Here is an 11,555-nt window from a genome sequence, read left to right as displayed (position 1 = left end):
TTAGTTTCGCTGATCATCAACTTCTACCCCATTTGGGACAGTAAATACAAAGCGACTTTTTGGTGACACTTGCGAGTGATAATCACTGAACGTGAATTTACTGCGCTGACCGTCTTGCTCAATCACGTTAAAGCCTGAGATCTCACCAGCTTTATCGATGTTTAGCTGGAACTGACCTTGTGTTGAAGCTTTATCAGTTGGTGTTAAGGTGAAGCTGTCACCGTTTTGTTCCACGCTGTATTTATCCCAATCGCTGGCTTTGTTGCGAGTTAACAGTACAAACGGCGTTTGCTCAGAGGCTTGCTCTTGCTTGTAAATGCTCACTTGCTCAATGAATGGGCTGTAATACCAAAGCGTTTCACCATCAGACACCAACAGGTTTTCATCTGGAGCGTTCGTTGACCAACGGAACATGCTCGGTCTGGCAATTTCAACGGTGCCAGTACCTTGCATAACCACTTCGTTGTCAGGGCTGACCACAGTTTGCGCAAAATTGGCGGTAAAACCATCGGTTTTATCAAGGCGCTGAACCAACTCTTGTTGAGGATTGGCAAAGGCTGCGCTGGAAACTAACACTAAAACGCTAATTAATAGTTTTTTCATATTACTCTCTGAAAACTGGGCCAAAAGGCCCATTACATATCTTTAATTGGAGGTGGCGCAAGCACCTCACGATTACCGTTGTGTGCTGGCGCCGAAACAATACCTTGAGCTTCTAATTGCTCAACAATACGTGCTGCTCGGTTATAACCGATTTTGAAGCGACGTTGCACGCCTGACACAGAACCGCGACGCGTTTCTGTGACATGCTCAACCACTTGGTCAAATAATGGGTCAGTGTCTTCGTCACCTTCCATTTTTTCACCCGGTAATAGCGTATCCGGTGAAGGTTCACCTTTAGTGATCTCTTCGATGTAACGTGGTTTACCACGCGCTTTCCAGTCATTCACGACCGCATGCACATCATCATCGGAGGCAAATGCCCCGTGTACACGAATGGTATGGCTTGAACCCGGTGGTAAATACAACATATCACCCATACCCAGTAAGGATTCAGCGCCACCTTGATCCAAAATGGTACGCGAATCGGTTTTGGTAGAAACCGTAAACGCCACACGCGTTGGGATATTGGCTTTAATCAAACCGGTAATTACATCTACCGATGGACGTTGCGTTGCCAATACAAGGTGAATACCTGCCGCACGTGCTTTTTGCGCGATACGAGCAATCAACTCTTCGACTTTTTTACCGACTACCATAATCAGGTCGGCAAATTCATCCACAATCACCACGATATAAGGCAGTTTTTCTAGCATAGGCGCTTCTTCGTCCATGCTATCGCCCGGCTTCCATAATGGGTCTTGAATTGGGTAACCTGCATCGGCCGCCATTTTCAATTTGTCGTTGAAACCTTTTAGGTTACGAACGCCTAATGCTGACATCAGTTTATAACGGCGTTCCATCTCGCCAACACACCAACGCAATGCATTGGATGCATCTTTCATATCCGTCACAACTTCTGAAAGAAGATGCGGAATACCTTCGTAGATGGATAGCTCCAGCATTTTTGGATCGATCATGATGAAGCGAACGTCTTCTGGCGTTGATTTATACAACATACTCAGAATCATGACGTTCACACCCACCGACTTACCAGAACCTGTGGTACCAGCAACCAATACGTGTGGCATTTTTGCTAAATCAGCAACCACTGCATCGCCTGCAATGTCCTGACCTAATACCACCGCGGTTGGTGATGTATTTTCTTGGAATTGCGGGCTGCTAATCACATCAGATAAGTACACGGTCTGACGCGTCATGTTCGGCAGCTCTAGACCCACATAAGGTTTACCCGGAATAACTTCAACCACACGTACCGCTAACGCAGACAGTGAACGAGCCAAATCCATTGATAAACTTGAGATTCTAGACACTTTGACCCCAGGCGCGAGATCAAGTTCAAAGCGTGTGATTACCGGACCAGGGAAAATACCGGCCACAGTTGCTTTTATTTTATAATCCGCCAGTTTTGATTCCACCAAGCGAGCAATGCCTTGCAAGGCTTCTCGGTCAATATTGTTTTCACGCTTCTCAGGGTGATAAAGCAGTTCCAGCGTTGGCAGTGGTGTCGTGACCGCCGGCAAATTCTCATCTTGACGAATTAAGAACGGGTTTTGCGATGCCGCATCACGAGCTCTTGCTCTTTCTACTTGTTTGGCAAAAGCTTCCGCCTCACTCATTTCTTCAACAACAGGCTCATCATCAACGGCTGGCTCATGCTCAACAGCTAATGCTTCAGCCATTGGCTCTGCTTCTGTTACTGCTTCAGGTGCAGGCTGCAACGGCGTTTCCGAAGATACGTGCTCATTGAAAGGTTGATCTTGCTCAGCGTGCAGTGGCTGAGGTTCTTCGATAACTTCAGACTCAGCAGCGTAAGCAGCGACTGGCTGTGGTTCTATAAATTCTTCTTGCGCTTCGAATTGCGCTTCAGTGTGTCCCGCCGAGTGTACTGCGGTGTGTTCATCCAAGGTCATTTCTGGCGTAGACGGCTCATCTAACTCATTTTCAAGTTCAATGGTGCTTGCGTTATCGTCCACTTCATCAAAGCTGTGCGAAGAGAAACTTGGCGTCACTTTGTCACCTTCATCGATGTCAAAGTCAGTAAAGCCATCATCCAATTCAATATCATCATCTTGGATAGTTGTGGCTTCAAAGTCCGCATGATTCACGCCAGTTGATGCACTTTCGTAAATCGGTGTTTCCCCTACTGGCGCGGATTGTGTTGCCGCCACTTGTGATGCAGCAGCGCCGACGACAGCACTTGCAAGCGTGCCTGCCGCTGCATGCGCAGTTTGCGACTGCACTGGATTAGGCACAGCAATATCGTTAGATGCTATACCTTGCTGCGATTGTTGTGTGGGTTGCGTATTCTGGGCAACCGGTGCGTGCTCCGGTATTGATGCCGATGGTGCTGCTGCACCTTGCGCTGCTGATGTGACGATCGGAGTATCAAGCGGAGGCATTTCATCCATCAATGGATCTAGATCGACATAATCGTTTGCCAATTGCGCATCACGCTCTAGCTGATCGATAGGCGCATTTAGGTTATTTACGCGATCAAAGGCAAACGTATCGTCATCATTGCTCTCTGGCATATAGATCTTATAAGGCTCATCTTCAGAGGCCGTATCTGCCGTAGAAATGCTCGGTACCGAATCATCACTGTCCATTGGCGCAGTCACTTCTGGGGTAGTATCCGCGTAAACCAGTTTTTGATCATCAAGACGAGTTGGCTCTATCACTTGCTCTTTATCACCACGAACAAAGTTTAGGCACGAGCTAATCAAGGATAGTGTCCCCTGCCCTATGTGCTCAACCATAGATAACCAAGAAAGACCGGTAAATAACGTGAAGGATGCGCCCCAGATAAAGAGCAATGCTAATGTAGTGCCCAATGTGTTTAAGGTTGGCAAGGCAAGGCTTGCGATCACATCACCAACAACACCACCCGATGAGAAATACCAGATATCATCAAAGTTTAAGTCCGCTAGACCACAGCTTGTCACTATCAATAGTGCGCCACCAAGCAACCTTGTTGCCCACAACATCAAATCAATTGGCTCAGTCTGCGAACGTTTACGAAACACAATCCAAGACAATAAAATAATGATGGGCGGAATAAAGTAAGCCAGTACACCAAAGGTAAATAGCAGTGTATCACCGACCCATGCACCTAGCAGTCCACCCGCATTGGCAACGTCGCTACCCCATGCGGTCTGTGACCAAGAAGGATCAGCTGGGTTAAATGACATCAAAGATACCGCCATTAAGACGGCCATGAGTACCCCAATAATTAAGCACCCTTCGCGCAAGCGTTGTATGCCTGACAGATGAGTAGTCGATTTTTTTGGAGACGTGTGAACTATCGTTCGAATTTTAGGATTTCTTTTCAACATATCCATTGCATGTGAGTCTAGGTCGGACAAAAATAACATGAGCGACTACTGTCGCCCATGATTACCTTCATTTAAACACATGCAGAGGCAAAAACCCAAATAGAACCTTGGGGAATAGTCATTTAACGAGTTTTGATAACCAAGTTGTTGCTCTGTTTCACTTCTTCCATGACAACATATGTACGAGTGTCATTAACACCCGGTAAACGAAGAAGAGTATCTCCTAACAATTTACGGTAGGCTCCCATATCTGATACTCGAGTTTTTAACAAGTAATCAAAGTCGCCCGACACTAAATGACATTCCTGAATATCATCCAGTTTTTGTACCGCTTCATTGAACTGTTCAAATACATCCGGCGCGCCACGGTTGAGAGTGATTTCGACAAACACCAATAGTGATGCGTCTAGGTATTGTGGGTTTAATTGCGCGGTATATCCTAAAATATAGTTTTGACGCTCTAAACGTCGCACCCTTTCCAAACAAGGCGTTGGAGATAAACCAACTCGTTTAGACAGTTCTACATTCGAAATTCGACCATCTTTTTGTAATTCACTAAGAATATTTCTGTCTATACGATCCAGTTCCTTGGACGGTTTACTCGCTTCTATCATGCTTTGCTCCACCTTTTTACTTCCTTGCAACAACATACACTACAATATTAAAATATTCAGCATCAAATTTTATATAAATAACACTATACTAGTAGATAACACCCAATAAGAGCTAGATATACAGCTAATACAACTATAAAACAATAAGGAGTCAGGATGATCATTGGTATCCCTAAAGAGATCAAGAACCATGAATATCGAGTAGGTATGGTCCCAGATAGCGTAAGAGAAGTGACCTCTAACGGGCATCAAGTCATCGTTGAAACGCAAGCCGGTTCGGGCATTGGTTTCAGCGACGATGATTATATCGCAGCAGGTGCATCCATTCTTCCAACCGCAACGGAAATTTTTGCTCAAGCCGAGATGATCGTAAAGGTAAAAGAACCTCAAGCCATCGAACGAGCAATGCTTCGCGAAGGGCAAATATTGTTTACTTATTTACACTTAGCTCCTGATTTTCCACAAACTGAGGAACTAATCAATAGCAAAGCGGTATGCATTGCATATGAAACCGTGACCGACCACTTAAATCAGTTACCTCTTTTAGCGCCAATGTCGGAAGTGGCTGGCAGAATGTCAATTCAAGCGGGTGCTCAAGCATTAGAAAAATCTAATGCTGGACGCGGTTTACTGCTTGGTGGCGTACCGGGTGTGGAGCCGGCAAAAGTGGTCGTGATTGGTGGTGGTGTGGTGGGTTCAAACGCCGCTAGAATGGCGGTCGGTATGCGTGCTGACGTCACTATCTTAGATCGCAATATGCACACACTGCGTGCATTGGATGAAGAATTCCAAGGGCGAGCAAAAGTGGTTTACTCCACAGAAGAGGCGCTAAATCGTCATGTTCTTGACGCTGACTTAGTCATAGGCGCTGTGCTTATCCCTGGCGCTGCCGCACCGAAGCTTGTAACAAAAAGACACATAAAATCTATGAAACCGGGTGCAGCCGTTGTGGATGTAGCGATCGATCAGGGAGGCTGTTTTGAAACCTCGCACGCTACGACACACGCCGACCCTATCTACCTAGTGGACGATGTAGTGCATTATTGTGTGGCTAATATGCCAGGCGCCGTAGCAAGAACCTCTACTTACGCCCTAAATAATGCCACCTTGCCGTATATTCTGCGACTGGCGAACAAAGGTTATAAAGACGCGTTAACTGAAGATCAAGGCTTCTTAAATGGTCTAAATGTCATTCACGGCATGGTCACCTGCAAAGAAGTGGCTGAGAATTTTGACCTAGAATACGTAGATCCAGCGGAAGCCATCGCAAAAGTCCACTAATTCTGTTTATCTAGATAACACCGCGTGTATTAAAATATTACGCGGTGTTATTTTTTTGTCGCAAAATTCCGTTAGATTCACTCGATAACCACGTTCTTTCAAAAACAACGCTTTATCCATTACCAACCACAGCTCTAACGGGCGGTGAAAAGCCATTTGCACTAGGCTTAGCTTCTCCATTCTCACAAAGCGCTGCTCACCCAGTGTTTGATAATGAGCAAAATCGCAATCGGGTAACGCCAATCCCTTGCGCTCAGTCGCCCACTGACAAAATGCATGAAACCCTAGCTGTAACTGTGATTTTTTCACACTTGGAATCGGTTGGTACTCTTTAAAATCAAGCTCGCGGCGTAATAACTCATCTAAACCCAGCCGATAACTCATTTCTAAGAAGCGGTGCTTTTGTACTCGCTCTCCCCCAGTTACGGTTTCTTGAAGTGGTATACGAAGCTCAGCTTTTGACAGTGCGAGCAAGGAGCTTTTACCAATGTCGGACAATGGCTGATAGGCATCCTCTTGTATCAAATGATAACAGCACGGCGCGATAGACAGAGCGGGAAGTTGGTAGTGACTCGCATGTTGCATTAAGCGCACATGTAAATCACCACAGGCGTGTAAGGCTACCGCATGCTGATGCTCATTAAAAACCTGCTGATGGTCACAATCAAACGCATCCCCTTGTACAAAACGTAGCGGAAGCTGTTGTTTATTCGCATCAAGTTGACCTTGCTGACACAAGGACTCTTGCCACTCAAAACTGGTTACATCCTGCTCTGAATGATGCGCTAAAATGCGTCCTAAAAATCCCTTACCTGCGCACCATTCCAACCATTCACTGCCATGATGGGTGCCCAAAGCCTCTGCCCCCATAGCGGCAATTTGCGACAGTTTGCGTCCCGGTATGCCTGAACTTAAATGCGAGTTCAGCGCCAATGGCATACTGGTACTTTTTTCCAACAGGCAAAGCTGGGTCAATTCAGGCAGTTGTGGCAGATACTCGCTTAACTGGCACAAGATACTGGGTAAGTCTTGCTTTAGACGCTGTACATCCGACATAGAGAGGCTATCAAGCCATGTACCCAATGCTGTTTGAGTAAAACGATGCTCTACCGTTTGACTGGCGTGAAAAGGCTCAAAGCGCCAATAGTGTTGATGCTTAAGCAGTAAGTGATCGAGTTGAATATATTGAGTGCGCATGCTTCCCCCTAGCGGAGTATTCTAGAGGGAAGTCTGCCAATTAGAAATGATTAACGAATAGGAAGTTCGATATCTTTGAACATTTCAGAGACTTCATGATTATTTTTCAATGAAATCGCCTGCTCTACGACTGGTCGCGTTAAATGAGGGGCGAAACGCTCGACAAAGTCGAACATATAGCTTCTTAAGAAAGTGCCTCGTCTAAAGCCAATACTTGTCGTACTCGCGCCAAAAATATGACTGGCATCAATGGCCACCAAATCTTTATCTTGCTCCGCATCAATCGCCATACTAGCGATAACACCCACACCAATGCCCATACGTACGTAAGTTTTAATGACATCGGCGTCAGTGGCAGTAAACACGATTCTTGGGGTTAATCCTGCCGCGTTAAACGCGGTATCTAGCTCAGAACGCCCAGTAAAGCCAAACACATAAGTGACCAGCTGATAGGCGGCAAGATCTTCAATCGTAACGTGAGATTTTGCTGCTAAAGGATGGTCACGAGTTACAACGATTGAACGGTTCCAGTGATAGCACGGCAACATAATCGCATCGTGATAAAGGTGCAGCGCTTCGGTTGCAATCGCAAAGTTCGCGGTGCCTTTGGCTATCGCCTGAGACATTTGTGAAGGCGTGCCTTGGTGCATGTTCAAAGAAACTTTAGGGTAGCGAGTAGTGAAGCCTTTAATCACATCAGGTAATGCATAACGCGCTTGAGTATGGGTGGTGGTAATGTTTAACGTACCCATTTCTGGATGAGTATGCTCAGAGGCCACCGACTTGATGGATTCTACTCTTGATAAAATTTCACGAGAGATCTTAATGATTTCGCCACCGGCTGGAGTAACTTGAGTCAAGTGCTTCCCACTTCGTTCAAACACCTGAACGCCGAGTTCATCTTCAAGCAATCTTACTTGTTTACTGATGCCCGGCTGAGAGGTATAAAGACTTTCAGCAGTGGCCGATACGTTCAGGTTATGATTAACAACTTCTACAATGTATCTTAGTTGCTGTAGCTTCATATTATGTCCCAGACTCCGTTATATATAATGATTAGTTATAACGCTTTTTGTATATATTGAATAGTAGTTTCGTTAATTATCATGAACAATTCATCACTTTATAGACATCTCAAGACAATTTTCTTAGGCTAGCCCTAGCTAAACTCATTCTGGACCCCATATGTATCAACAACTGCTTGCCCCTATTCACCAATTTCTCAACTGTACAACCCCAACCCAATGGATTGATGAAGCGAAAAAACCGGAGCGATTACCGATTGTGCTTATTGATCATCTATTGTGTGAGTTAAAAGCCGGTCAATCAGCGATGTTTTTAATCCGCAAGTACGCCGCGAATAACGACAGTAAACAGCAAATGCTGGACTGGTTTAAACCTTACGAAGAATTTGCTTATAAAGGCGTCGGCGATTTGGCTAGCCTAAAAGGAAAAAGTAATATTTCTAAAGGCATTATTGCCCAGTCTGAGTCTCCTTATAGCCAAGATCTTATCGATAAGATGGTGCTATTGATCAAAGAAGAACTGCATCACTTTTACCAAGTTCTTGAAATCATGGTCAGCAGAGGTATTGAATACCAACACGTACCTGCTGGCCGTTACGCCAAAGGGTTGCTCAAACACGTACGCACGTATGAGCCACAAACCTTAATTGATAAATTAATTATCGGTGCCTTTATAGAAGCGCGTTCTTGTGAGCGATTTGCAGCCCTCGCCCCTTATATGGATGAGGATATTCGCACTTTCTATATTTCGCTACTTCGCTCTGAGGCGCGTCACTATCAAGATTACCTAAGTTTGGCTGAGCAAATTGCTGGGGAAGATATCAGTGAACGAATTGACTATTTTGCCAACGTAGAAGCGCAGCTAATCAGCTCTGACGACCATGAATTTAAATTTCATAGTGGCGTGCCGGTTGCCGAAGCGGTTTTATAGAGAAGAATTAAGGTGAAATGAGCATGCAGAGAAGCTCTGCATGCTTGGTATTAGTTAGCAATTAAGCAAGAGTCGCGTTAATTTGCGCTAATACTTTTGCAGGATCAGCTGCTTGTGTAATTGGACGGCCAATCACAAGGTAGTCAGACCCCGCCTGAATTGCATCAACAGGTGTCATGATGCGTTTTTGGTCACCCACATCAGCACCCGCAGGACGAATCCCCGGAGTCACGAGTTTAAATTGTTGACCAAGTTCAGTTTTTAAGAAGTTCGCTTCTTGAGCTGAACATACCACGCCATCTAAACCGCTATTTTTAGTCAAATTCGCTAAACGCAATACTTGCTCAGCAGGCTGCACATTTAAGCCAATACCCGCTAAATCCGCTTGTTCCATGCTGGTTAATACGGTGACACCAATTAATAGTGGGCGGTCTTTACCGTAGGGTTCTAAGATCTCGCGTGAAGCTGTCATCATGCGCTCGCCACCACTGGCGTGAACGTTCACCATCCACACACCCATTTCTGCGGCCGCACGAACGGCTTTTGAACACGTGTTAGGGATATCATGAAATTTAAGGTCTAGAAATACAGAAAAGCCTTTCTGATGGAGTTGTTTTACAAACTCAGGGCCAAATAGAGTGAACATTTCTTTGCCTACTTTAAGGCGGCAAGAAGCAGGGTCAATTCGGTCAACAAAGTTTAAAGCGTCAGTTTTGTTGTCGTAGTCTAAGGCAACAATCACTTTTTGATCCATCGAAGGGTCTCCTAATTAGAGGGGATAAAGAGTAAAGCACGCCTATTCTAACCTCCTATGCAGCAGAATGTTAGAGCTAGTGTGGCTTTTATTCTCCGTCTAAGCCACGAATAGGCTTGATACTGCCCCAACTGCGGCACGAAGGACAGTGCCAATGGAGAGCGTGGGTAGAATAACCACATTTTCGACATCGATGATGAGGCTTAACTTTAAGTTGTTCACCAACCATCGCTTGCAGGTGGGTTAAACTGTCTTTTGCACTGCCCTCTTCCGCTTCAGCAGCATGATAATCAATCAAGCGATAAAAGCCTTTCATGGTTGGGTTTTTAGTCAGCTGACGGGTCATCAACTCTTGAGCGGCGACGCTGCCCTCATGTTGTGCGACAATTTGTGCCAGCATCAACTCAACCGATACGCCCGCATTTTTCTCCATGCATTGACGCAGAAACGACAGCAAATCTGACTCTAATCCTAAATGACGATAGCAATCAGCAATGTTCGGTAAAACCTCACTCACATAGTCCACGTCTTGGGCTAAGATCGCTTCTAAATAGCGCAGCGCCTTTGAATATTCCTCGGTTTCCATATAGATGCGGCCAAGAGAAATATTCGCGCGCACGCATTTAGGGTCTTCAGACAGGGCTTTTTTAAAGTATTGAATGCATTTATTACGTTTACCAAATGCCTTCTCATGAATCGCCAACTCACACCAATAATGCGAGATACTGGTGCGCATTTTTTTACGACCCATTTTCACTAGCATTCCTGCGTAGTGAATGGCTTTATTCCACTCTTTAGTCTGTTGATAGATGGCGACTAACTGTTGCAGTGCTGGCTCTTTATGATCAGGCTCATCCACCAACTGCTCATAGATTTTCTCAGCGCGATCCAAAAAACCGGACACCATGTAATCTTTCGCCAGCTGCTGCAAGGCAATGTTTTTTTGGTCTATGGTCAACTCAGTACGTGAGATCAGGCTTTGGTGAATACGAATAGCTCTATCTACCTCACCTCTTGAACGAAATAAGTTACCTAGCGCTAAATGGGTATCAATGGTCTCATCGTCCACCTGTAACAGTTCAATAAAGTGGTCAACCGCTTTATCAGACTGTTCTGACAGTAATAGGTTTAAGCCGTGAACGTATTGACGAGAGATCTGGTTGGATTGTCTCTGATTATCTTGACGCGCACTGCGTTGACCCATGTACCATCCATAGGCTGCTGCAATTGGTAAGAGTAGAAACAGTAGTTCAAGCATTTAGCAAATTACTTATTAGACTTATCTGTCGCCGGGACAGTCGCGGTGGACGTCGCAGGAGTAATTTGAGGGGTGAGCTTTTTCAGCTTGCGATTAAGCTTTCTTACCTGAAGTCGAGAGCGGAAGAGCATACTACCGAAAATAACTCCCGCAATGACAAAACCCGTCACAAATACAATGCCAATCAAGGTGGATAGATGAAAATTACTTTCTGCTAATAAGTAGTCAAAAGTCACAACTTCTTGATTTTGTGCGCCTAATGCTAATGCTATTAAAAACAGAACCAGCACCAACGCTATCTTCAAAATTTTCACTAGGATGACCCTTTTAAAATCAGTGTAATATCTTTGATTATGCAGTAATTCGCCACTCTACACCATGTTAAATCGATAATTATCATCAACTTGAGTATCCAAAAATGACATTTTGACGCTAAGTTTGCATCACTTGGCACAATCATACCAATCACACTCAGTAAGTGATCAGAAATAGCGCAATAATAATGATGAGAACAAGGCAGAACTTTTTTGATACATCGT

General features: G+C 45.0%; 10 protein-coding genes. 2 read left to right on the top strand and 8 right to left on the bottom strand.

The annotated features are described in order from the left end of the window. The 3 genes from lolA to lrp all read right to left on the bottom strand — a co-directional run bounded on the left by lolA (position 1) and on the right by lrp (position 4,570). Positions 1–603: an outer membrane lipoprotein periplasmic chaperone LolA gene (lolA, locus tag VEZ01S_RS03810; protein WP_021712685.1), complete on the bottom strand. Its 603-nt coding sequence runs from the start codon at positions 601–603 to the stop codon at positions 1–3. Positions 604–635: 32 nt separating this feature from the next. Beyond that, a complete protein-coding gene (locus VEZ01S_RS03805; protein WP_040890166.1) occupies positions 636–3,956 on the bottom strand; it encodes a DNA translocase FtsK 4TM domain-containing protein in 3,321 nt (1,106 codons plus the stop codon). Positions 3,957–4,078: 122 nt separating this feature from the next. After that, positions 4,079–4,570, bottom strand: coding sequence for a leucine-responsive transcriptional regulator Lrp (gene lrp / locus VEZ01S_RS03800; protein ID WP_021712683.1), 492 nt, complete (start codon positions 4,568–4,570; stop codon positions 4,079–4,081). 156 nt (positions 4,571–4,726) lie between these two features. Here lrp and ald point away from each other — a divergent pair, with 156 nt between their 5' ends. Further along, the gene (gene ald, locus VEZ01S_RS03795) at positions 4,727–5,851 is read left to right on the top strand and encodes an alanine dehydrogenase (RefSeq protein WP_021712682.1); all 1,125 of its coding nucleotides are present in this window, start codon (positions 4,727–4,729) and stop codon (positions 5,849–5,851) included. A gap of 6 nt (positions 5,852–5,857) precedes the next feature. On the opposite strand, the gene VEZ01S_RS03790 is transcribed toward ald, so the two are convergent. Continuing rightward, on the bottom strand, positions 5,858–7,048 hold the full coding sequence (locus VEZ01S_RS03790; protein WP_021712681.1) for a methyltransferase: 1,191 nt from the start codon (positions 7,046–7,048) through the stop codon (positions 5,858–5,860). Positions 7,049–7,098: 50 nt separating this feature from the next. Next, a complete protein-coding gene (cysB, locus tag VEZ01S_RS03785; protein ID WP_021712680.1) occupies positions 7,099–8,073 on the bottom strand; it encodes an HTH-type transcriptional regulator CysB in 975 nt (324 codons plus the stop codon). A 160-nt stretch (positions 8,074–8,233) separates the two neighbouring features. Here cysB and miaE point away from each other — a divergent pair, with 160 nt between their 5' ends. After that, positions 8,234–9,004 (top strand): tRNA isopentenyl-2-thiomethyl-A-37 hydroxylase MiaE, encoded by a 771-nt coding sequence (gene miaE, locus VEZ01S_RS03780; protein ID WP_021712679.1) that lies wholly within the window; start codon positions 8,234–8,236, stop codon positions 9,002–9,004. Between the two features lie 61 nt (positions 9,005–9,065). Here the strand turns inward: miaE and pyrF are convergent, their stop codons facing one another. From pyrF to VEZ01S_RS03765, 3 genes are all read right to left on the bottom strand, one after another. Then, on the bottom strand, positions 9,066–9,758 hold the full coding sequence (gene pyrF, locus VEZ01S_RS03775) for an orotidine-5'-phosphate decarboxylase (protein ID WP_021712678.1): 693 nt from the start codon (positions 9,756–9,758) through the stop codon (positions 9,066–9,068). 88 nt (positions 9,759–9,846) lie between these two features. After that, complete coding sequence (gene lapB / locus VEZ01S_RS03770) at positions 9,847–11,016, bottom strand: lipopolysaccharide assembly protein LapB (RefSeq protein WP_021712677.1); 1,170 nt, start codon at positions 11,014–11,016, stop codon at positions 9,847–9,849. Positions 11,017–11,024: 8 nt separating this feature from the next. Continuing rightward, positions 11,025–11,330 (bottom strand): LapA family protein, encoded by a 306-nt coding sequence (locus tag VEZ01S_RS03765; RefSeq protein ID WP_021712676.1) that lies wholly within the window; start codon positions 11,328–11,330, stop codon positions 11,025–11,027. Positions 11,331–11,555: the final 225 nt, after the last annotated feature.

Origin of the sequence: Vibrio ezurae NBRC 102218 (assembly GCF_000467185.1) — a bacterium.
In the GTDB taxonomy this organism is placed as follows: Bacteria; Pseudomonadota; Gammaproteobacteria; order Enterobacterales; family Vibrionaceae; genus Vibrio; species Vibrio ezurae.
The sequence above is the reverse complement of the archived record's forward strand: the minus strand, read 5'-3'. Positions and strand labels throughout refer to the sequence as shown.

Excerpts from the sequence above, each read along its gene's own strand:
- lolA (WP_021712685.1), bottom strand. The coding sequence starts at position 603 with ATGAAAAAACTATTAATTAGCGTTTTAGTGTTAGTTTCCAGCGCAGCC.
- VEZ01S_RS03805 (WP_040890166.1), bottom strand. The coding sequence starts at position 3,956 with ATGTTGAAAAGAAATCCTAAAATTCGAACGATAGTTCACACGTCTCCA.
- lrp (WP_021712683.1), bottom strand. The coding sequence starts at position 4,570 with ATGATAGAAGCGAGTAAACCGTCCAAGGAACTGGATCGTATAGACAGA.
- ald (WP_021712682.1), top strand. The coding sequence starts at position 4,727 with ATGATCATTGGTATCCCTAAAGAGATCAAGAACCATGAATATCGAGTA.
- VEZ01S_RS03790 (WP_021712681.1), bottom strand. The coding sequence starts at position 7,048 with ATGCGCACTCAATATATTCAACTCGATCACTTACTGCTTAAGCATCAA.
- cysB (WP_021712680.1), bottom strand. The coding sequence starts at position 8,073 with ATGAAGCTACAGCAACTAAGATACATTGTAGAAGTTGTTAATCATAAC.
- miaE (WP_021712679.1), top strand. The coding sequence starts at position 8,234 with ATGTATCAACAACTGCTTGCCCCTATTCACCAATTTCTCAACTGTACA.
- pyrF (WP_021712678.1), bottom strand. The coding sequence starts at position 9,758 with ATGGATCAAAAAGTGATTGTTGCCTTAGACTACGACAACAAAACTGAC.
- lapB (WP_021712677.1), bottom strand. The coding sequence starts at position 11,016 with ATGCTTGAACTACTGTTTCTACTCTTACCAATTGCAGCAGCCTATGGA.